Source organism: Arthrobacter sp. RAF14, from assembly GCF_052114185.1.
In the GTDB taxonomy this organism is placed as follows: Bacteria; Actinomycetota; Actinomycetes; order Actinomycetales; family Micrococcaceae; genus Arthrobacter_E.
The window spans coordinates 466,802-488,563 of record NZ_JBFREG010000002.1; the positions used below are offsets into that span (position 1 = coordinate 466,802).

Here is a 21,762-nt window from a genome sequence, read left to right on the forward strand (position 1 = left end):
CGGGGAGGGCTCAGGCGCGCGCTGCCGCGCGCTCCGCCGCCTCCACCACATTGGTCATGAGCAGGGCCACCGTCATGGGGCCGACACCGCCCGGATTCGGGGAGATCCACCCGGCCACCTCGGCGGCGGCGGGGTCGATGTCACCGTAGACGCGGCTCTTGCCGGTCTCCGGATCGGTCTCGCGGGTCACACCCACGTCCAGCAGCGCCGCCCCCGGCTTGACGTCCTCCGCCTTGACGATGTGCCGCACACCGGCGGCGCCCACGATCACATCGGCCTGACGCAGCAGTTCCGACATGTTCGTGGTGCCCGTGTGAGTCAGCGTCACGGTGGCGTTGATCTCGCGACGGGTCAGCAGGAGCCCGATGGAACGGCCGATCGTGACACCACGGCCCACCACCACCACGTGCTTGCCCTTGAGGTCGTAATCGTTCCGCAGAAGCAGCTCGATCACGCCACGCGGGGTGCACGGGAGCGGGGTGTCGATGGGGTTGTTCACGTTCAGGACCAGGCGCCCCAGATTCGTGGGGTGCAGGCCGTCCGCATCCTTGGCCGGATCGATCCGTTCCAGGATCGCGTCCGTGTCCAGATGCTTCGGCAGCGGGAGCTGGACGATGTACCCATGGCAGCCCGGGTCCGCATTCAGTTCGTCGATGAGAGCCTCGACCTGCTCCTGAGTGGCGTCCGCCGGCAGCTCCTTCTGGATCGAGTTCATCCCGATCGCCTTGGACTGCTTGTGCTTCATCGACACGTACAGCTGGGACGCCGGATCGGCGCCCACCAGCACGGTGGCGATGCCCGGGACCACGCCGCGCTCCTTGAGCGCGGCGACGCGTTCGGTCAGTTCCTGCTTGATGTCGGCGGCGGCCTTCTTGCCGTCCAGGATCTTCGCCGACGCGGAGCGGCGGTTCACGGACTGCTCCGTCACTGGGCCAGACCCGGGTACAGCGGGAAGGCGGAGGCCAGCACGTCCACGCGGGCACGCAGGGCGTCGATGTCGGCACCCGGCAGCAGGGCGAGGGCGATCACGTCGGCGACCTCGGTGAACTCGGCATCGCCGAAGCCACGGGTGGCCAGGGCGGAGGTGCCGATGCGCAGACCGGAGGTGACCATCGGCGGGCGCGGGTCGTTCGGGACGGCGTTGCGGTTCACGGTGATGTGAGCCTCGTGCAGGAGATCCTCGGCCTGCTTGCCGTCGATGGCGGCGTCACGCAGGTCCACCAGGACCAGGTGCACATCGGTGCCGCCGGAGCGGACGGCGATGCCGGCGTCCTTGACGTCCTGACGGGTGAGGCGCTCGGCCAGGATGGCGGCGCCTCGCAGGGTGCGCTCCTGGCGGTCCTTGAACTCAGCGGTGCCAGCGATCTTGAAGGCGGTGGCCTTCGCGGCGATCACGTGCATGAGCGGGCCGCCCTGCTGACCCGGGAAGACGGCCGAGTTGATCTTCTTGGCCAGATCGGCGTCGTTGGTCAGGATGAAGCCGGAGCGCGGGCCGCCGATGGTCTTGTGCACGGTGGAGGAGACCACATGGGCGTGCGGGACCGGGTTCGGGTGCACGCCCGCGGCCACCAGGCCGGCGAAGTGGGCCATGTCCACCCAGAGGTAGGCGCCGACCTCGTCCGCGATGGCGCGGAAGGCGGCGAAGTCCAGCTGACGCGGGTAGGCGGACCAGCCGGCGATGATCACCTTGGGCTTGTGCTCCAGAGCCAGGCGGCGGACCTCTTCCATGTCGACCAGGGAGGTCTCGGGGTCCACGCCGTACGCCACGATGTTGAAGAGACGGCCGGAGAAGTTGATCTTCATGCCGTGGGTCAGGTGGCCGCCGTGGTCCAGGGAGAGGCCCAGCAGGGTGTCGCCGGGGCGGGCGATCGCGTGCAGGACGGCGGCGTTGGCCGTGGCGCCGGAGTGCGGCTGGACGTTGGCGAACTCGGCGCCGAACAGGGCCTTGGCGCGTTCGATGGCCAGCGACTCCGCGACGTCGACCTCTTCACAGCCGCCGTAGTAGCGGCGGCCCGGGTAACCCTCGGCGTACTTGTTGGTCAGCACCGAGCCCTGGGACTGGAGCACGGAGACGGGGACGAAGTTCTCGGACGCGATCATCTCGAGGTAGGTGCGCTGGCGGTCCAGCTCACGCTCGAGGACGGCGGCGATTTCAGGGTCGACTTCAGCCAGCGGAAGGTTGCTGACGGATTCCTGCGCGGATACAGAGGTCACGGAATACTCCTGGCGATACGTGGAGGTGATTGCAGGTCAGGCTCCTGGCGCCGTCGCATGGTCCCCCGGCGCACCGCTGAGAGTGCAGGCCAAGGATCCACGCTGCGACGCGTAGGAAAACGTGACCCTCGGCCCAGGCGGACGATCCGTGGTCTTCGACTGTGCCGCTCCCTGATGGTGACCCATCCGACGCCAGTTGCGACGGCACTAGCGTACCGCACGGCGGATATCCTTAGCCTTGTGATTGAAGCGCCTACGTCATACACGCTGACCCTCTCCTGCCCCGACCGTCCCGGCATCGTGCATGCCGTCTCCGGTGCCCTCCTCACGGTCGGATGCAACATCGCCGACTCGCAGCAGTATGGAAGCGTCACCACCGGCACGTTCTTCATGCGGGTGGAGGTGACGACGTCGGCGGCGGCCGAAGCGCTCCGTGCGGCGATCGCCCCGGTGGCGGACGCTTTCGGGATGCGCTGGGCCGTCCACCCCGCCGGGCAGAAGGTGCGCACGCTCGTGCTGTGCTCGACGGCGGCCCACTGCCTCAACGATCTGCTCTTCCTACACCGCTCCGGGACGCTCCCCATCGAGATCCCGGCGATCGTCTCCAACCACACGGACCTGGCCCCGCTGGCCGAGTTCTACGGCATCCCGTTCCACCACATCCCGGTCACCCCGGACACCAAGGCCGAGGCCGAACGGAAGCTGCTGGAGATCATCGAGGACGAGGAGATCGAGCTGACCGTCCTGGCCCGCTACATGCAGATCCTCTCCAACGATCTCTGCCGGGAGCTCGAAGGCCAGGCCATCAACATCCACCACTCCTTCCTTCCGTCCTTCAAGGGCGCCAAGCCGTACCACCAGGCGCACAAGCGGGGCGTGAAGCTGATCGGCGCCACGGCCCACTATGTGACGGCCGATCTGGACGAGGGCCCGATCATCGAGCAGGAGGTGATCCGCGTCAGCCACGCCCGCACCGCTGAGGAGTTCGTGCAGATGGGCCGGGACGTGGAGGGTCGCACCCTGGCCCAGGCCGTCCAGTGGCACGCGGAGCACCGGGTCCTCCTCGACGGCACCCGGACCGTGGTGTTCAACTAGGGCTTTGCCGGGCTGAGCCGCCCGTTTCGGTGCCCCGGTTTCTTTTCGGTGCGGATATTGCCGCACCGAAAAGAAACCGGGGCACCGATTCGGCGGAACTCACGTCTCGGGCAGGCTCCACTGGCGTACCTGCGTGACAGGAAGCCCGGCTTCCCGTAGGAGATCGGCCAGTCTGCCCGGAGCCGTGACGTCCGCCCAGGTCCAGCGAACCACCATCAGACCGAGTCGCCTCAACCGGTCCTCACGTCGTTTTTCGGCGATGACGACCTCCGACGGCGTACGGCCCGTCAGGTACTCAGGTTTCAGGTACTTCGCGGTACCGTCGAACTCCCCGACCACGCGCCAGGGCTTCCACCAGAAATCCGTGTATCCGATCAGGCCCGCACGGTCACGGAACTCCTGCTGAAGGACCGGTCGCGGGAATCCGAGGCGATGCATCATGACCCGGCTCAGTGACTCGCCGGGAAGCATCGCGTTACCGTCGGCGAAATCCAGGATCGTTTCGAGACGCGTCCTGCGGGCACCGCTCCGGATTTGCGATACGGCACGCTCCATCTGCGCGCGGTCCCTCGCCGGAGGAACGAATGCCGGTTGAGGGTCCGTCGAAGTCAGTTCTTCCGGCAGCATCCATCCCTGCGGTCTCCGCGCCGGAGCGAAGGGACCGACCTGACAGCGATCGAGAGCGTTCCAGTCGCCCATGACCAGCTCGCCGTCGAGACGCTTCGTGTTCAGCACCCGGTCCATGACGGCGACGGCCCACTCGAAACTCTCACCGATCGCGACGTCGAGCGCAGCATGGACCGGGCCCGAGCAGGGTAGGCCCTTGATTCCGAGGACCTGTCGATTGCGGCCATCGGGCTCGTGCCGGATCATCCCAGGTTGCGACCTTCCACCGTTGGTCGCGACTCCCGCCAGATGGGCCGCCGTCGGACGCTCACGCAGAGGCAGGCCCAGCATGAAGGCACCGCTGAGACCATAGAGCGGGAAGGCGTACGACGTCGTTTCACACGCGATGCGCAGGAACAGTTCGTGCCGCACGTCCGACGAAGCACGCTCCCATTCGTCCCGGGCGACGTAGAAGCCACGTCGAATCCGGTGAAGGCGGCCCTGCCTGGCGCGGCGAGCGAGTTCGACGACGCCGATACCGTGGACGGCGACGTCAGACGCGCGGATGAGGTACGGAAGCGGGCTGCTCATGGATCGGAGTCTGGCATCGTAACTGAGGCCGGGATCCTTCTAAACACACCATGTGGACAACGGCTTGCCACGAAAAAGGTGCCCTGATTTCTTCTCGGTGCGGATATTGCCGCACCGAGAAGAAATCAGGGCACCGGAACGCTAGCAGCCCGAATCAGGCCAGGCGCTTGGGGCCGTACTCCGCCAGGAACTCGCCCGGGCCGGGGTTGGTCTCGGCGGAGGCGCCGCCCAGATGCTTCACCACGCCCCACACGGCGTTCAGGCCCGTGGTCACGGCACCCTCGGCCCAGCCGGCCGTCCAGGACACGTCGTCGCCGGCCAGGAAGATCCCGCGGTGCGCCTCGTCCAGGGAAGCCTGGTCGAAGTGCGTGTACAGGCGCTCCTGGTACCGGTAGTGGCCCGGCAGGTTCGCCTTGAACGCGCCCATGAAGTTGGGGTCGGACTCCCAGGACACCGTGATGGGCGTGCCGATCACGTGGCTGCGGATGTCCACGCCCGGGTAGATCTGCTCCAGGGAGTGGATCATGAGGTCCGCACGCTGCTCGCCGTCGAGGCTCAGCCACTTCAGGGCGTCATCGTTCCAGGTGTAGGAGAGCAGGATGACGGCGGGCTTGTCGGGGCCGTTGTCCAGCAGGTAGGTGCCACGCGTCAAGCGGTCGGTGAGGGTCATCGACATGACCTCCTCGCCCGTCTCCGGGTTGCGGTCCTTCCAGAACGGCCGGTCCACCATGACGAAGGTCTTGGAGGACTGCATGTAGTGGGAGCGCTCGATCGCGGTCCACATCTCCGCCGGGAACAGTGCCTCCTCGGTGTGGATCCGCGTGGACAGGAGCCACGACTGGCACGTGGTCACCACGGCCGCGTACTCGTTCTCCCGGCCCCAGCGCTCGGTGACCGCGATACGGGAGGTGGGAGCGCCGTCGTCGTCCTTCACGCGGGCGATCTTCGCCACCGCGCCACGCGGGGCTCCGCCGTGCAGGCTGGCCAGGGACGTGCCGGCGGGCCAGTGCTTGAGGTCCGACGGCGCGTGGTTCCACAGCGCCTCCGGGATGCGGGCCGCGCCGCCCACCACACCGCGGTGGTGGTCATCCGCATCGGTGTAGACGACGCGCAGGATCTCGAGGATGGAATTGGGGAAATCGGTGTCCCAGCCGCCGGTGCCGAAACCGACCTGACCGAACGCCTCGCGGTGCGCGTAACCGGCTTCCTTGAAGGCCCGGCTCTTGGCGATGAAGCCGTAGAACGTCTCCTCGTCCAGCTCCTCCAGGAGCTCGTCCCAGATCTCCTTGATCTTCGCCGTGTCACGGGCCTTGAGCGCGTTCTGCATCTCGGTGAAACGCGCATCCTCCTCCATGCACGCCTTCCACGCGGCGGCGACCTCGTGGAAGAACTCCGGAAGGTCCTCGGACTTCTCGGCGTAGTACTTCCGGCCCTTGAGCTCGATCACGGTGCTCGACGTGACCGGAGCGAGCGGGTTGGGGAAGTCCTCCGTCTCCAGGCCCAGCAGGTCGATGTAGTGGTACAGCGCCTTGCTGGAGACCGGGAAGCGCATGCCGCCGAGGTCCGCGGTCACCTCCGGGGCGCTCGGGAAGCTGGCGGTGCGGAGGCGGCCGCCGATGCGGTCCGCCTCATACACCACGGGCTTCAGACCGAGCTTCATGAGTTCGTACGCGGTCACGAGGCCGGACAGACCGGCGCCCACCACGGCCACCTCGGCGCCGTACAGCTCCTCGGGGACGCCGCCCAGGCCCGCGGGGTTCTGCAGGTAGAGGTCGTAGCTGAAGGGGAAGTCCGGGTTCAGCATGGTGATGGGTGCGGTCCCCTCGGACGGGGAGGGAAGGGCGGTGGGTTCCATGGGTCCTTGCCTTGTGTTTCGTGTGCTGCGGGTGAAGTGGAGGGACGGACTCAGTCGTCCTGGTGGCTGAGCAGGTAGGCCTGGTCGTCCAGACCGCCCACGCGGGAGTTCCGGCGGCCGTACGCGAGGTAGAGGACGATGCCCACCAGCATCCAGGCGCCGAACACCAGCCAGGTCATGCCGTCCAGGTTCGCCATGAGGAACAGACAGGCCAGGGCGCCGAGGACGGGCACCACCGGGTACAGCGGCACACGGAAGCTGCGGGCCTTGCCCGGCTTGGTCACGCGCAGGTAGATCACGGCGACGTTGACCAGGGCGAACGCGAACAGGGTGCCGATGCTGGTGGCGTCCGCGAGCGCCCCGAGCGGGATGAAGGCGGCGGTCAGCGCGACGACGACGCCGACGATCCAGGTGCCCTTGACCGGCGTGTGGGTGCGGGGCGAGACCTCGCCGAACACCTTGGGCACCAGACCGTCGCGGGACATGGTCAGCAGGATACGCGTCTGGCCGTACAGCACCGTGAGGACCACGGAGACGATCGCCAGCACGGAGGTGACTGCGAAGACCAGGGCGATCCAGGGCTGGTGGGTGATCTCGTTGATGATCTGCACCAGAGGCGCCTCGACGCCGTCGAACCACTGCCAGTTCCGTGCGCCGATGGCGGCCACGGCCACCAGGACGTACACCGTGGTGACGATCAGCATGGACAGCAGGATCGCCCGGGGCAGATCGCGCTTGGGGTTGCGGGCCTCTTCACCGGCGGTGGAGGCGGCGTCGAAGCCGATGTAGGAGAAGAAGACCTTGGAGGCCGCGGCGCTCATGCCGGCGGCGCCCATGGGCAGGAGGGGCTCGAAGTTTCCGGCGTTGAAGGCCGTGAAGGCGACGATGCAGAAGAAGATCAGGATGGCGACCTTGGCGAACACGATGATGGTGTTCACCAGGGCACTCTCCTTGGCACCGCGCACCAGGAGCACGGTGGCCAGGAGGACGATGATGAGAGCCGGGAGATTGACCAGGCCACCGCCGCCCGGGGGCTGCGAGATGGCGTCCGGCAGCTGGATCCCGAACACGGCGATGGTCTCATTCACGTACTGACCTGCGCCCACGGCGACGGCGGCCACGGAGACGGCGTATTCCAGGACCAGGCACCAGCCACAGATCCAGGCCATGCCCTCGCCCATCGTGGCGTAGGAGTAGGAGTAGCTGGAACCGGCCACGGGGACCATACCCGCCATTTCGGCGTAGGAGACCGCGGAGAGCAGCGCGGCGAAGCCCGCCACCACGAAGGAGAGCCAGATGGCGGGGCCGGCGATCGGCACGGCGTCGCCGAGGATGACCAGGATGCCCGTGCCGAGCGTGGCGCCGACGCTGATCATGGTCAGCTGCAGGACGCCGAAGTTCCGCTTCAGGCTTCCGTGCCCGGAGTTGTTCCGGGCGTCGCGTTCCATCTGGGCGATGGACTTGCGTCGGACGAGCTGCCGGCCGAGACTCGGCGTCGCGCCTGGCAGCGTCTTGGGTGTTGTGGTCATGGGGAGTTCCTTGCGTCTTGGGCGGCCGCCCGGCGTCCTTGCCGGGCGAGGGACCGCTCCGTTGGGGTCCCGGGCTGGGCGGGGCCAGGTCCGGGAACCGATCGGGTGGAGGAGAAGGCCTAGTACCAAGGCTAGGACTGTGAGCCAGCTCTCACGGTGGTGCAATTTGAACTAGAGTCGTGACTCATGGGACAAAGTGCACATTCCATCCATGGTGCCGTGAGTGCCGGGGAGGCACAACTCGACCTGTTGCCGGGCCTCACGACGCATCGTTTCCTGTCCCAGCTGCCGGACGGCGTCCAGGTGCTGCACGACGCCGGGAACGTGCCGCTGCGCTGGGTGGAGACGAGCGAGCTCGACGACCCCACGCCCTACCTTCTGGACCACGAACTCCTCCTGACCGCCGGGCTGCCGTTCCTCGGCGAGGGCGGGACCGGGGAAGCCGTGGACGCGTTCGTGGGCCGCCTGGCCACGGCCCGCGTGTCCGCCCTGGCGTTCGGCCTGGAACCGCATTTCGACGCGGTCCCGCAGGCCGTCGTGTCGGCCTGCGCGCGGCATGGGGTCACCCTCTGGCAGCTCCCGTCCACCCTGCCGTTCGCGGCCGTGGGCCTGGCGTTCTCCCGTCTTCTGGAATCCGGCAACGCCAGCGTGCTGCGCCAGCTCACGGAGGCCAATCGGCAGCTGATCCGTGCCGCCCTGGGCGAGGGCGGCGAGCAGGAACTCCTGGACGCCCTCGCCCAGCGGGTCTCGGGAGAGGTCCTGCTGTTCGGGGCCCACGGTCAGCTCCGGCTGACCGCGGGAACGCGCACGGCCGGCCCCGGGACGCTGGACCAGGCCGCCGGACTGGCGCTGGATCTGTTCGCGGGAAGCGGGCCGCGGGTGGAACTGCGCGAGACGCCCGACGGCGCCCTGCTGGGTCTGCCCCTCCGCGGCTCACCGGGACGCGGGGCCGGGGCACGGCCCTCGAGCGGTGGCCGGACGGCGCGGACCCAGCGGGGTCCCCGCCGGGGCGAACCCACGCTCGGGGCCCTCGTCCTGCACACCGGTCACCCCCTCACGGCCACGGAGAACACGATGGTCTCCACCGCCGTCGGGCTTCTGGAACTGCTGGCCCGGCAGCGCGCCGCCGGTTCCCTCTCCCCCGGCCAGCTGGCCACCCTGCTGCTTCTCCGCGGAGACACCCCCGGGGACGACGCCGCACTCTCCGCATTGCTGGGCGACAGCGCACCCGGGTCAGGTTCGTGGCTCCGGGTGGTGATCGCGCACCCGCAGACGGAGGACAGCGCCGACATGCCCGCCGAGGTCCTGGCCTGGCGACGGCTCTGGGAGACCAAGCTGGTGGTGCACGACGGCACGCACCTGCTCGCGGTAACTCGGCAGGAACCGTCTCCGGCGCGGCTGGCTCGGGTGGAGGCGGAGGGTTACGCCTGCGCCGTGTCCCGCCCGGCGCCGCGGCTGGGCAAGGGCGGATCGCTGGCCGGGCACGCGCTGCAGCATGTGCCGAGGCTGCGCCTGGAAGCCATGGCGCTGCTGGCCCGTGCCGACGAGGAACGCCGCAGTCTCCTGGCCGAACAGCAGCCCCGCACCTTCGCCGAACTCATGCCGCGGGAGGCCGGCGCCGGGGTGGCGCGTGAGGTCCTGGGCCCGCTGCTCGCACTGGAACCGGCGCGGCGGGAGCTGCTCCTGCGGGTTCTGCGGGCCTGGCTCGCGGCGCACGGGTCCTGGGACGGCGCGTCCAGCGCGCTCGACATCCACCGCAACAGCGTCCGGCGCCATGTGGGGGTCATCGCCGAGACCCTCGGACGGGACCTCGGCGACGCCTCGGTCCGGGCCGAACTGTGGCTGGCGCTCGCATTCCTCGGCCCAGGAACGGGTTCGGCCGTGGCGTCGGGCGCGGGCGATCCCGAGGGACTCGCTCAGGAGAGCCAGGAGCGGTAGAGGTCGGGACGCCGTTCCTGGAGATACGGGACGTCCGCGCGGGCCGTCGCGAGCTGAGCGGGATCGATGTCCACGAGCAGCACGGCCGCGTCCTCGTCCGCCTCGGCGAGCGTGCGCCCGAACGGATCGGCCACCACGCTTCCGCCGCTGAGGTGGAAACCGTCCTCCACACCGGCGTGGTTCACGTACGCGAGATACAGGTGGTTCTCCATCGCCCGGGTCGGGATGAGCCGCTGGGGCACCTGCGAATAGCCGCTGCCGAGCGCGGTGGGCACCATGAGGAGGTCCACGCCGCGCAGCGCCGCGGCGCGCACCGTCTCGGGGAACTCGACGTCGTAGCAGATCACGGTGCCGAGCCGGAGGCCCTGGAAGTCGACGACGGCCGCCGGCTGGTCGCCGGGGGTGAAGACCTCCTGCTCCTCGGCGCCGAAGAGGTGGACCTTGCGGTAGTGGGACAGCTGCGCGCCGTCCGGTCCGAAGAGCGTGGCGCTGATGAACCAGCGCTGCTCCGTCGTTCCGGAACCGGGCACGGGGATATCCACCTCGGGCAGGCTGGCCAGGAGCGCGACACCCGTCGTCCGGGCGATCTCCGCCAGCTCCTGGGCAAGCCCGGGGAGGAGAGCGGGGTCCAGCCCGGCGCGCACCACACGCGGGGCATAGCCGACCGGGAAGAGCTCAGGGGTGATGAGGAGGTCCGCCCCGCCGTCGGCGGCCTGGCGCGCGGCCTCACGGATCGCGGCGAGATTCGCCGTCGGGTCCAGCACCGCGGACTCCCCCTGCATGATCGCCAGACGCATCCCGCTCACATTCCCTTCTTCGGACATGACTCCAGCCTAGGCTTCGGACTGCCGCCGGACGTCAGGATTCTTTGCACCACCACCACAGGGATCCGGTGCCAATCGCACCGGGGAAACCGTCGTGTCGGCGATGCGTGCCGACCCGTGGAGAGACCGTCATCCAGCGCTCCTTGCGTTAACTTATTGACCGCATAAGCGGTTTAGGCCATGCTTGCATTCATGGTCAGCCGTGAGGGAAACAGCACACCCACCCGCAGGAATCCGGGTTCCCAGTCGGCCTTGCGCCAGCTCAACCGGGAACGGATCGTGCAGACGCTCTCCGCCGGACCGGCCACACAGGCCGAACTGTCCCGCACCACCGGGCTCTCCACCGCGACCATCTCCAACATCGTCAAGGAGCTCGAGCGCGAGAACGTGGTCCACACGGCCCCCACCACCTCCTCCGGGCGGCGCGCCCTGCAAGTGCGGCTCAATGCGGACAACAGCGTCGCGGTGGGCATCGACTTCGGCCGCCGGCATGTCCGGGTGGTGCTCGCGACCCGCGACTACCGCGTGGTCGCGGAGGCGTCCACCAGCCTGGTCCTCGGCCATCACGCCGAACACGGGATCGCCATGGCCCACGATCTCATGGAGCGCCTGCTCCAGGAGAACGGCCTGAGCCACGGCGACGTCATCGGCGTCGGCATCGGCATCCCCGGCCCGCTGGACCGCCGGAGCCACACCGTGGCCCACGGCGCGGTCCTGCCCGAATGGGTGGGGATCGAGACGGAGGCGCGGCTGCGGGAAGCGCTCGGCCTGCCCGTCCACATCGACAACGACGCCAATCTGGGTGCCCTGGCCGAGGCCACCTGGGGACCGTACGGAGGCGCCGAGAACCTCGTCTTCCTGAAGATCGGCTCCGGCATCGGCGCCGGCCTGATCGTCAACGGCGCCCCGGTCTACGGCAATCTCGGGATCACGGGCGAGATCGGCCACTCCACCATCGACGACCGCGGCGCCGTGTGCCGTTGCGGGAGCCGCGGCTGCCTCGAGACGGTGGCGTCCACCACCACCATGATCGAGCAGCTGAGCCGCAACGAAGCCGGCCCCGTGACCACACGCAGCATCATCTCCGGGGCGCGCGAAGGGCACCCCGCCACCCTCCGCGTGCTCGACGACGCCGGGCTGGCGATCGGACATGCGCTCGGCACGGTGGCCAACCTCCTGAACCCGGAAGTGATCGTCGTGGGAGGCCCCCTCGCCGAATTGGAGGAGCTGCTGCTGGAACCCATCCGGCGCGGGATCCTGCGCCACACGATCCCGATGGTGGGCGCCTCCACGGCGCTCACGGTGTCCTCGCTGGGCGAGCGCGCCGAAGCCCTGGGGGCCGCCGCCCTGGTGTTCCGCAAACCGGCGAGCAGCAAAGCGAGCACCAAGAAGTAACGATTCGGTACGACGTCTGCGTTAAAGGCTTGACGGCAATGGCAGAATTCAAGTTTACTTATCGGTCAGAGGGTGACACGAGCCACAGGGATCGAGCCCCCATCGACGGACTTCATTGGTCCGCACTGAACGACTTCGAGGCAAGGACGACCGATGTCTGAGACCAGCACCGCCCCGACTCTCCTGGAAATGCGATCCATCACCAAGGAATTCCCGGGCGTGAAAGCGCTGTCCGAGGTGAACCTGAAAGTGAAGGTCGCCGAGATCCACGCCATCTGCGGCGAGAACGGGGCCGGCAAATCCACCCTGATGAAGGTGCTCTCCGGGGTGTATCCCTACGGCAGCTACGACGGCGACATCGTGTACCAGAACGAGGTCCAGCAGTTCCGTGACATCCGTGCCAGCGAAGCCGCCGGCATCGTGATCATCCACCAGGAGCTCGCTCTCATCCCCGAGCTGTCCATCATGGAGAACATCTTCCTGGGCAACGAGCCGACCCGATTCGGGGTGATCAACTGGTCCGAGGCCCGCCTGCGGTCCAGGGATCTCCTGGCGCGCGTCGGCCTGACCGACGATCCCGACACCCCGGTCAAGGAGATCGGCGTCGGAAAGCAGCAGCTCGTGGAGATCGCGAAGGCCCTGAACAAGTCCGTGAAGCTCCTCATCCTGGACGAGCCGACCGCGGCCCTGAACGAGAACGACTCCCAGCACCTGCTGGATCTGCTGCTCGGCCTCAAGGGCAAGGGCATCACGTCGATCATCATCTCCCACAAGCTCAATGAGATCGAGCAGATCGCGGACTCCATCACCATCATCCGTGACGGCAAGTCCATCGAGACCCTGGACGTCAAGGCCGACGGGGTCAACGAGGACCGGATCATCAAGGGCATGGTCGGCCGCAGCCTGGAATCCCGCTTCCCGGACCACACGCCTGACATCGGGGAGGTGTTCTTCGAGGTCAAGGACTGGACGGTCGCCCACCCTCAGGTCGAGGACCGTCTCGTCTGCAAGGGCTCCAACTTCTTCGTCCGCCGCGGCGAGATCGTCGGCTTCGCAGGACTCATGGGCGCGGGCCGCACCGAGCTGGCACGCTCCCTCTTCGGCCACTCCTACGGCCGGTTCATCTCCGGGACCGTCATCAAGGACGGCAAGGAGATCCGGATGAACACCGTCCGTCAGGCCATCGACCACGGCCTCGGGTATGTGACCGAGGACCGCAAGTCCCTGGGGCTGAACCTCCTGGATGACATCAAGACCACCACGGTCGCCGCGAACCTCAAGGGCGTCAGCAAGCACAATGTGGTCAACGAAGACCGGGAGTTCGAAGTCGCCGAGGACTACCGCAAGTCCCTGCGCACCAAGACCCCCTCGGTGGAGGAAGGCGTCGCGAAGCTCTCCGGCGGGAACCAGCAGAAGGTGGTCCTGGCCAAGTGGATGTTCACCGATCCTGATCTGCTGATCCTGGACGAGCCCACCCGTGGCATCGACGTGGGCGCCAAGTACGAGATCTACGGCATCATCCAGCGCCTCGCCAGCCAGGGCAAGGGCGTGATCGTGATCTCCTCCGAGCTGCCGGAACTGCTCGGCCTCTCGGACCGCATCTACACGATCTTCGAAGGATCGGTGACGGGTGTCCTGAACAAGGACGACGCCACCCAGGAGAACCTCATGAAGCTCATGACCGCCAAACGTCAGGCCGCCTGACACTCCTCCCGCTGCTGTGGGGCCCCGGCCCCATTCACCACGCACCCAAGGAATCATCAATGAACGCACTCAAAAAGATCTTCGGCGGCGACACCCGTCAGTTCGGCATGATCTTCGCCCTTGTCTTCCTGATCGTCTTCTTCCAGATCCTGACCGGCGGCATCACCCTCACGCCCGAGAACATCATCAACCTGTTCAACGGCAACTCCTACATCCTGATCCTCGCGATCGGCATGGTCCTGGTCATCATCGCCGGGCACATCGACCTCTCGGTCGGCTCGGTGGCGGCCTTCGTGGGCATCAGCGTGGCCTTGATCGTCCGGGACTGGGGAGTTCCGTCCTGGGTGGGCATCGTGATCGGCCTGCTGCTGGGCGCGCTCGTGGGGGCCTGGCAGGGCTTCTGGGTGGCCTACGTGGGGATCCCGGCCTTCATCGTCACCCTGGCGGGCATGCTCCTCTTCCGCGGCCTCAACCAGCTGCTCGGCAAGTCCAACACCATCCCGGTTCCGGGTGACTTCCAGACCATCGGCGCCGGCTACCTCCCGGAGATCGGGCCGGACACCGGGTACAACAACCTCACCCTCCTCCTGGGCCTCGCCGCGATCGCCGCCATCATCTGGGGCGAGCTGCGCCGCCGCAAGGCCGCCCAGGCCCTCGGCGCCGACGTCGACGAGATGTGGGTCGTCGTCACCCGCCTGGTCCTCATCTGCGGCGCCATCGCCTACGCGACCTACCTCTTCGCCACCGGCCGTCCGGGGACGTCCTTCCCTGTGCCGGGCATCATCCTCGCGGTCCTGGTCCTGGTGTACGGGTTCATCACGTCCCGCACCGTCGTCGGCCGTCACATCTACGCCGTGGGCGGCAACAAGCACGCGGCCGAGCTCTCCGGCGTCCAGGCCAAGCGCATCGACTTCCTGGTCATGATGAACATGTCGATCCTGGCCGGCCTGGCCGGCATGATCTTCGTCGCCCGTTCCACCGCCTCCGGCCCGTTCGACGGTGTCGGCTGGGAGCTCGACGCCATCGCCGCCGTCTTCATCGGTGGCGCGGCGGTCTCCGGCGGCGTGGGCACCGTGGTGGGCTCCATCGTCGGTGGTCTGGTCATGGCCCTCCTGAACAACGGTCTGCAGCTCATGAGCGTGGGCGCCGACTGGACCCAGATCATCAAGGGCCTGGTCCTGCTGGTCGCCGTCGCGTTCGACGTCTACAACAAGTCCCAGGGCAAGCGGTCCATCATCGGGCTCCTGCTCAAGAACTTCGGATCCAAAACCGAAACCAAGGCCGCCTGAGGCCGAACACCCCGAACCGGTGCGGCGCCCAGGTGCCGCCGGGTCACCAAAAGAAAGAGATTCACTCATGCGCATGTTCGGAAAAGCGGGCAAAGTCGCCGCTATCACCGCCATCGCCGCCCTGGCTCTCACGGCCTGTGGTCGCAGCGATTCCGGTTCCAGCGGGAACCCCTCCGGCGCGGCCGGTTTCGCCAAGGACGCCCTGATCGGTGTGGCACTTCCCCAGAAGACCAGCGAGAACTGGGTCCTGGCGGAGAAGCTCTTCAACGACGGCCTCACCGGAGCCGGCTTCAAGGCCGACGTCCAGTTCGCCAACGGCGGCGTCTCGGAGCAGCAGAACCAGATCAGCTCCATGGTCACCAAGGGCGCCAAGGTCATCGTGGTCGGCGCCATCGACGGCTCCCAGCTGGGCACCCAGCTGAAGCAGGCCCACGACAACGGCGCGATCGTCATCGCCTACGACCGCCTGGTCAAGAACACCGACGCCGTGGACTACTACGTGGCCTACGACAACTTCAAGGTCGGCGAGCTGCAGGGTCAGGCCCTCCTCGACGGCATGAAGGCCAAGAAGGCCACCGGCCCATACAACGTGGAACTCTTCGCCGGCTCCCCGGATGACGCCAACGCCAAGGTCTTCTTCGACGGCGCCATGAGCGTCCTGAAGCCGAAGATCGAAGACGGCACCCTCAAGGTGGTCTCCGGCCAGAAGAGCTTCGAGCAGGCCGTGACCCAGGGCTGGAAGGCCGAGAACGCCCAGAAGCGCATGGACACCATCCTGGCCGGCAGCTATGGCTCCGCTTCGCTGGACGGCGTGCTCTCCCCGAACGACACCCTGGCCCGCGCCATCCTGACCTCCGTCAAGGCCGCCGGCAAGCCGACCCCCGTGGTCACCGGCCAGGACTCCGAGGTCGAGTCCGTGAAGTCCATCATGGCGGGGCAGCAGTACTCCACCATCAACAAGGACACCCGCAAGCTCGTGGAGCACGCTCTCGAGATGGTCAAGGGTCTGCAGGCCGGCACCAAGCCGGAGATCAATGACGACAAGTCCTACAACAACGGCGTCAAGGTCGTCCCGGCCTTCCTGCTCCCCCCGGTCATCGTGACCAAGGAGAACGTCAAGAGCGCCTACGAAGGTGACCCGGTCCTCGGCCCGATCACCAAGTGACCTCCGGGGAGTGAATCCCCACCCGTGATCCGGGTCCGCTGAGCGGGCCGGGAGAAGCGGATCTGAGAACGGCGCCGGCCGGTGGAAGTGATTCCACCGGCCGGCGCCGTTTGCGTGTCCTGCCCGGGATCCCGTCAGACGAGATCCGGTCAGACGAGATCCCGTCAGATCAGACGAGCGCTGGCAGGTCCGCCACCGATTCGAGGATGGCCTCGTGCGGGTGCACCGCCAGCTCCTCGCGGCCCAGCTTGCCGGTCAGCACTCCGATCCCGCGGACCCCCGCGTGCTCGGCGGCCTGGAGGTCGTTGATGGTGTCCCCCACCGCGAGCACGTCCCGCACGTCCAGGACCCCGGTGCGCTCCATGGCGCGGTGGATCATGAACGGCGCGGGCCGGCCGGCGCTGACTTCATCGCTCGTCACCACGGCGTCCAGCACCAGGGCCGCCTGCCCGGCGTCGGGGGCGTCCGCCGTCGTCCAGTTCAGGGCGTGCAGCAGCGGATGCGCGACGTCGGCCGAAAAGCCGGTGGTCAGGGCCACCTTCACGCCGCGTGCCCGCAGCCCGCGCAGGGCCTCTTCGACGCCCGGCAGGGCTGTGGGCGGGTTCTCGGCGTACAGGGCGGCGAGGATCTCTCGGAAGCGGGCGAAGGAGTGTTCCACGGTGACGGGGTCGGCGTCGTGGCCCCCGAGCTTGAGGAGTGCCGTGATGGCCTCCACCTTGTCCGCGCCCATCCAGGCCTGGACGTCCGCTTCGGTGGTGCTCACCCCCGCCTCCTCGACGCTCTGCGCCAGGGCGCGGTACACGTCGCCGTGTTCGTCGATGGTGGTGCCGGCCATGTCACAGGCGACCAGGTGCGTCATGTCAATGTCCTTCGGTGTGGATGCGGATCAGCGCGGCCCGCTGTTCCACGGTGTTGTCGATGCTGAAGTTGGTGATCCCCGGCAGATAGCAGTCCTCGGCGTACTCCACGGGCGTCCCGTCCTCGGTCGCGGTGAGTCGCCGCTCCCGCAGCAGGGGCGACCCGGGCTGTGTGCCGAGGGCCTCCGCCTGCGCCGGCGTGGCGGCGACGGCGTCGATCGTGTGGCGCGCGCTGTGGATCCGGATGCCCTGCTGCCGGAGGAATTCGAAGATGGAACCGCCGTCCGTGTCGAAATCCAGGAGCAGACGGCCCACCTCGTGGATGAACGTGCTGGTCTCCAGCATGGCCACCTCACCGTCCAGGTACCGGACACGCAGGACGTCCACCACCTTGTCCCCCACGGCGATCTCCAGCGCGGAGGCCACCTCGGGTCCGGCTTGGCGGATGGCCACCTCGACGGTGCGCTGGCCCGGCTCCTTGCCCATCTTGCGGGCCCATTCCGTGAAGGAGTTGAACGTGGAGAAGGACTGGGACGGCACGCCGCCCCGGACCACGGGAGAGCGACCTCGGCCACCGCTGATGGCGCCCTCGCTCCGCAGGAACGCGAGCGCCTGGCGGATGGGGCCCCGGCTCGTGCCGAACTCGCGGCACAGCTCGGCCTCGCTGGGAAGCCGGCTCCCCGCGGGCCAGGTGCCGTTGTTGATCCGGGCCATGAACTCTTCGCTCAGGCGGCGGTGCAGAGGTGATGTCGGCTGGATACTCACCACTTGATCATACAAGTGGCCCGATGGAGCCTTGGCGGTATGGCTGCACGAAACGGGTGAATTGTGCGTGAACGAACCCGGCCCTGGGTGAACAATGCGTGAAGCTGTCTATACAAGTGCCGTTTGAGCTTGAAGACCGCGCTCCGGCTCCTGCACGCTGGATTCGTGAACAAGGAAACCTCAACCGACCTCCTGGTGGTCGGCGCCGGCATCGTGGGCCTGGCCCACGCCGCGCTGGCCGCCGAACGCGGGCTGACCGTCCGGGTGATCGACCGGGACCACCAGGCCGTGGGCGCCTCGATCCGGAACTTCGGGCACTGCTGCGTCACCGCCCAGAGTGGCGAGCTTTACGAGCTGGCCCAGGCATCCCGCCGCCAATGGCTCAAGTTCTCCGAACTCGCCGGATTCTGGGCCGCCACGTCGGGGGCCGTCGTCGTCGCCCGCACGGAAGCCGAGCTCGCCGTGCTGCGTGAACTCGCAGGCTCCCGCGAACCCGGACAGGTCACCCTCCTGGACGCCGCGGCCACCCGCGCCAAGCTGGGTCCGGCCGGCACACAGGCCGCTTGGCCCGGGCTGATCGGCGGGGCCTTCCTGCGGGACGATCTGCGGGTGGACCCCCGCACCACCGTGGCGCGTCTCGCGGCCTGGCTGGATTCCCTCCCGAACGCCGACGTCTCCTGGAACACCGCGGCCACCGGCTTCACCGCGCTGCCCGACGGCGGCGTCCGGGTGAGCACCCCCCGCGGCGACGTCACCGCCGCCCAGGTGGTGGTGTGCGTGGGGCACGACCTCGACTACCTCTTCCCGGAGGAGGCGTCCGCCCACCGCCTGCAGCGCTGCACCCTCAACATGGCGCTCGGCAGGATGCCCGAGGGCTTCCACCTCGGTCCCGCCGTCCTGACCGCCACGTCCATGCTCCGCTACCCCGCGTTCGTGGAGACGGAAGCCGCCGGAGCGCTGCGGGACGAGGTCTGCACCACCGCGCCCGAGCTGCTCGAGGTCGGGGCCAACGTCATGTTCACCCAGCGCCCGGACGGCTCGCTCCTGCTGGGCGACTCGCACCACTATCACCAGAGCGCTCCCCCGTTCCTCGACGAGTCGGTGACCGAGACCCTCCTGGAGCACCTGGAGTCGACGCTCGGGGCGCGGCCCCGGGTCCTGGAACGCTGGCAGGGCGTCTACGCCTCCTCGGAGATCGCCCCGCTGTTCCAGCAGGAGGTCCTGCCCCAGGTCACGGCCGTCTCCGTCACCTCCGGGGTCGGCATGACCCTCTCGTTCGGCATCGCCGAGCGGACCATCGATTCCCTGTTCGCCTGACCCCAGTCCCTCCAGCACCACCATTCCCGAAGGATCATCATGAAGCAGCTTTCGCGCGCCCGGATCGCCGCCACGGCGGCACTCTCCCTCACCGCGGCCCTCGCCCTCAGCGCCTGCGGCGGCGCCTCCCAGGCCGGCACGGGCTCCGCCTCCGCAGGTGGCGCCTCCGCCACCTGCCCCAACGGCGAGATCAAGTTCGGCATCGAGCCCTACGAGGCGCCGGACAAGCTCATCCCGGCCTACAACGTCCTGGCCGACGCCCTGTCCAAGAAGCTCAACTGCTCCGTCAAGGTGCAGGTGGTGGACGACTACGCCGCCGAGGTCCTCGCCATGAAGAACGGCAAGCTCGACCTGGGCGAGTTCGGCCCCCTCGGGTTCGTCTTCGCCAGCCAGCAGGCAGGCGCGGAGCCGCTCGCCTCCTTCGCGACGGCGGACAAGAAGCTCTCCAGCTACAAGGCCGGCATCTGGGTGCCCCAGAACAGCCCGCTCAAGTCCATCAGCGACCTCAAGGGCAAGTCACTCGCCCTGGGCTCCAACGGCTCCACCTCCGGCGACGCGCTCCCCCGCTTCGCACTGAAGCAGGCGGGCATCGCGGAGAGCGATGTCAAGCTCGACTACGCCGGCGGTCACCCGGAGGCGCTCCTGGCGCTGAAGAACGGCAAGGTGGACGCCGCGGAGATCAACACGCAGACCCTGGCGACCGCCACCAAGGAAGGCACCTTCAAGGCCTCCGATTTCCGCCAGATCTGGGCCTCCGACCCGATTCCGAACGATCCGATCACCATCCGCAAGGACGCCGACCCGGCCCTGAAGAAGGCCGTCACCGAGGCCCTTCTCCAGCTCGATCCGAAGGACGTCGCCAAGGTCGGCTCGTTCCTCGACGTGACCCCTCCGGGCCCGATGATCGCGGTCACCAAGGACGACTACAAGCCGCTCTTCGATCTGGCCACCGCCCTCAACCTCACCGAGAAGAACCTCTGATGAACGGCCCGCTCCTTGAGGTCACCTCGCTGACCAAGTCCTTCGCGGGGCGCAAGGTCCTCGAAGGTGTCGATTTCTCGGTCGCGTCCGGCGAACTCGTCGCCTTCCTCGGGGCGAACGGCTCGGGCAAGTCCACCACGCTGCGCTGCGTCATGGGCATCACCGAGGCGGACGGCGGCACCATCAAGCTGGGCGGGCAGGACCTCGGCCAGGTGCAGGGGAAAGCCCTGCACCTGGCCCGCCGGAAGGCGGCCATGATCTTCCAGAAGATCCACCTGGTGCCCCGCCGGACCGCGCTGGAGAACGTCTGCACGGGCGCCCTGGCGCGGATGAGCACCGGGCGGAGCCTGAGCCCGCTCTTCTTCCCGGAGGACATCCTCGAGGAGGCCATGGACTGCCTGGACCGCGTAGGTCTCGCCGACCGCGCGCATGACCGGGCCGGAAGGCTGTCCGGCGGACAGCAGCAGCGCGTGGCCGTCGCCCGTGCGCTCTGCCAGCGGGCCGACGTCGTGCTGGCCGACGAGCCGGTCTCCGCGCTCGATCCGCACGCCGCAGAACAGGTCATGCAGCTGCTCGCCGGCCTCGCCCACGAGCACGGGCTGGCCGTCGCCGCGGTGCTCCACCAGCCCGATCTGGCGCTGCGGCACGCCGACCGGGCGATCGGGCTCCTGAACGGCCGCATGGTGTTCGACTCCCCGGTGGACCGGATCGGCGCCGTCGCACTCGACGAGCTCTACGCTCCGGACAGGAGGCTCGCAGCATGAGCACCGGCATCGACGTCCCTCCGGTGAAGTGCACCCGACCGGCGCTCCGGGGCCCTCGCCGCTGGTTCGGCTGGGCGGTCCTCGCGGTGGTGATCGTCGTCCTGCACGTGCTGGCCATCGAGGGCACCGATTTCCAGCCGCAGCTCCTCGTGGAGGGCTGGAAGGGCATGGCGGACTTCCTGTCCCAGGCGTTCCCCCCGGACCTCAACTGGGAGAAGACCGTCAAGCCCGGCCTGGACGCGACACTCGTGACGCTCTGGATCGGCCTGCTGGGGACCACGTTCTCCATCCCGACCGCCTTGCTCCTGGCCGTCTTCGGCGCCCGGAACACCAGCCCCGCGGGCTGGACCTACCAGCTGGCCCGCGTGATCCTGTCCTTCTTCCGCGCCGTGCCGGACATCGTGTTCGCGCTGATCTTCGTCACCGCGGTGGGTCTCGGCCCGTTCCCCGGAGTCCTCGCCCTGATCTGCCACAACACGGGCGTCATGGGCAAGCTGTGGGCGGAGGCCATGGAGGAGATCGACGCCGGCCCTCAGGAAGCGCTCCGTTCCGCCGGCGCCAATCGGCTCCAGCAGGTCGCCAACGCCACGCTTCCCATGGTGGTGCCGCAGTTCGTGGGGCTCCTGCTGTACCGCTTCGACGTCAACGTCCGCTCCTCCCTGGTCCTCGGCCTGGTGGGCGCGGGCGGCATCGGCCTGCTGATCAACCAGTCCATCAAGACGTTCCGCTTCGATTCGATGCTGACCCACATCATCATCGTGCTGCTGCTGATCGTGATCGTGGATCAGATCTCCGCCTTCGTCCGCAAGCGATTGGCCGTCTGAGCACTGTTCATTTGCGCTGTTCATCTGCGCTGTTCATCTGAGTGCTGAA

Annotated in this window: 18 protein-coding genes and 1 riboswitch; of the genes, 10 read left to right on the forward strand and 8 right to left on the reverse strand. The window is 68.1% G+C overall.

The window, feature by feature from the left end; genetic code table 11:
* Positions 1-10: 10 nt before the first annotated feature.
* Positions 11-913, reverse strand: a complete 903-nt coding sequence (locus AB4Y75_RS09690) for a bifunctional methylenetetrahydrofolate dehydrogenase/methenyltetrahydrofolate cyclohydrolase (protein WP_441435653.1) — start codon at positions 911-913, stop codon at positions 11-13.
* Positions 914-924: 11 nt separating this feature from the next.
* Positions 925-2,214: a serine hydroxymethyltransferase gene (glyA, locus tag AB4Y75_RS09695; RefSeq protein ID WP_441435654.1), complete on the reverse strand. Its 1,290-nt coding sequence runs from the start codon at positions 2,212-2,214 to the stop codon at positions 925-927.
* 124 nt (positions 2,215-2,338) lie between these two features.
* Positions 2,339-2,424: riboswitch (ZMP/ZTP riboswitch) on the reverse strand.
* Between the two features lie 30 nt (positions 2,425-2,454).
* Between glyA and purU the strand changes: the two genes are divergently transcribed.
* Positions 2,455-3,309: a formyltetrahydrofolate deformylase gene (purU, locus tag AB4Y75_RS09700; protein WP_441435655.1), complete on the forward strand. Its 855-nt coding sequence runs from the start codon at positions 2,455-2,457 to the stop codon at positions 3,307-3,309.
* Between the two features lie 99 nt (positions 3,310-3,408).
* On the opposite strand, the gene AB4Y75_RS09705 is transcribed toward purU, so the two are convergent.
* The 3 genes from AB4Y75_RS09705 to AB4Y75_RS09715 all read right to left on the reverse strand — a co-directional run bounded on the left by AB4Y75_RS09705 (position 3,409) and on the right by AB4Y75_RS09715 (position 7,890).
* Entirely contained in the window at positions 3,409-4,506 is a 1,098-nt protein-coding gene (locus AB4Y75_RS09705) for a type IV toxin-antitoxin system AbiEi family antitoxin domain-containing protein (protein WP_441435656.1), read from the reverse strand.
* Between the two features lie 154 nt (positions 4,507-4,660).
* Positions 4,661-6,361, reverse strand: a complete 1,701-nt coding sequence (locus AB4Y75_RS09710) for a flavin monoamine oxidase family protein (RefSeq protein ID WP_441435657.1) — start codon at positions 6,359-6,361, stop codon at positions 4,661-4,663.
* Positions 6,362-6,411: 50 nt separating this feature from the next.
* Positions 6,412-7,890 (reverse strand): amino acid permease, encoded by a 1,479-nt coding sequence (locus AB4Y75_RS09715; protein ID WP_441435658.1) that lies wholly within the window; start codon positions 7,888-7,890, stop codon positions 6,412-6,414.
* A gap of 186 nt (positions 7,891-8,076) precedes the next feature.
* Between AB4Y75_RS09715 and AB4Y75_RS09720 the strand changes: the two genes are divergently transcribed.
* Entirely contained in the window at positions 8,077-9,828 is a 1,752-nt protein-coding gene (locus AB4Y75_RS09720) for a PucR family transcriptional regulator ligand-binding domain-containing protein (RefSeq protein ID WP_441435659.1), read from the forward strand.
* Here AB4Y75_RS09720 and AB4Y75_RS09725 read toward each other — a convergent pair.
* Entirely contained in the window at positions 9,807-10,652 is an 846-nt protein-coding gene (locus AB4Y75_RS09725; protein WP_441435660.1) for a carbon-nitrogen hydrolase family protein, read from the reverse strand. The genes AB4Y75_RS09720 and AB4Y75_RS09725 overlap by 22 nt on opposite strands.
* A gap of 192 nt (positions 10,653-10,844) precedes the next feature.
* On the opposite strand from AB4Y75_RS09725, the gene AB4Y75_RS09730 reads away from it, so the two are divergent.
* The 4 genes from AB4Y75_RS09730 (at position 10,845) to AB4Y75_RS09745 (ending at position 16,205) form a co-directional block, all read left to right on the forward strand.
* Entirely contained in the window at positions 10,845-12,047 is a 1,203-nt protein-coding gene (locus AB4Y75_RS09730) for an ROK family transcriptional regulator (protein ID WP_441435661.1), read from the forward strand.
* 153 nt (positions 12,048-12,200) lie between these two features.
* Positions 12,201-13,751: a multiple monosaccharide ABC transporter ATP-binding protein gene (gene mmsA / locus AB4Y75_RS09735; RefSeq protein ID WP_441435662.1), complete on the forward strand. Its 1,551-nt coding sequence runs from the start codon at positions 12,201-12,203 to the stop codon at positions 13,749-13,751.
* A 59-nt stretch (positions 13,752-13,810) separates the two neighbouring features.
* A complete protein-coding gene (mmsB, locus tag AB4Y75_RS09740) occupies positions 13,811-15,040 on the forward strand; it encodes a multiple monosaccharide ABC transporter permease (RefSeq protein WP_441435663.1) in 1,230 nt (409 codons plus the stop codon).
* 67 nt (positions 15,041-15,107) lie between these two features.
* Positions 15,108-16,205, forward strand: coding sequence for a substrate-binding domain-containing protein (locus tag AB4Y75_RS09745; protein WP_441435664.1), 1,098 nt, complete (start codon positions 15,108-15,110; stop codon positions 16,203-16,205).
* 169 nt (positions 16,206-16,374) lie between these two features.
* On the opposite strand, the gene AB4Y75_RS09750 is transcribed toward AB4Y75_RS09745, so the two are convergent.
* The gene (locus AB4Y75_RS09750; protein ID WP_441435665.1) at positions 16,375-17,064 is read right to left on the reverse strand and encodes a phosphonatase-like hydrolase; all 690 of its coding nucleotides are present in this window, start codon (positions 17,062-17,064) and stop codon (positions 16,375-16,377) included.
* A 1-nt stretch (position 17,065) separates the two neighbouring features.
* Positions 17,066-17,827, reverse strand: a complete 762-nt coding sequence (locus tag AB4Y75_RS09755) for a GntR family transcriptional regulator (RefSeq protein ID WP_441435666.1) — start codon at positions 17,825-17,827, stop codon at positions 17,066-17,068.
* Positions 17,828-17,950: 123 nt separating this feature from the next.
* Between AB4Y75_RS09755 and AB4Y75_RS09760 the strand changes: the two genes are divergently transcribed.
* Genes AB4Y75_RS09760 through phnE form a run of 4 tightly spaced genes read left to right on the forward strand, consistent with a single transcriptional unit; the run spans position 17,951 to position 21,713 of the window.
* Positions 17,951-19,144, forward strand: coding sequence for a TIGR03364 family FAD-dependent oxidoreductase (locus tag AB4Y75_RS09760; protein WP_441435667.1), 1,194 nt, complete (start codon positions 17,951-17,953; stop codon positions 19,142-19,144).
* A 39-nt stretch (positions 19,145-19,183) separates the two neighbouring features.
* The gene (locus tag AB4Y75_RS09765) at positions 19,184-20,125 is read left to right on the forward strand and encodes a phosphate/phosphite/phosphonate ABC transporter substrate-binding protein (protein ID WP_441435668.1); all 942 of its coding nucleotides are present in this window, start codon (positions 19,184-19,186) and stop codon (positions 20,123-20,125) included.
* A complete protein-coding gene (locus tag AB4Y75_RS09770) occupies positions 20,125-20,889 on the forward strand; it encodes a phosphonate ABC transporter ATP-binding protein (RefSeq protein ID WP_441435669.1) in 765 nt (254 codons plus the stop codon). Before AB4Y75_RS09765 ends, AB4Y75_RS09770 begins: the two co-directional genes overlap by 1 nt.
* A complete protein-coding gene (gene phnE, locus AB4Y75_RS09775) occupies positions 20,886-21,713 on the forward strand; it encodes a phosphonate ABC transporter, permease protein PhnE (RefSeq protein WP_441435670.1) in 828 nt (275 codons plus the stop codon). Before AB4Y75_RS09770 ends, phnE begins: the two co-directional genes overlap by 4 nt.
* Positions 21,714-21,762: the final 49 nt, after the last annotated feature.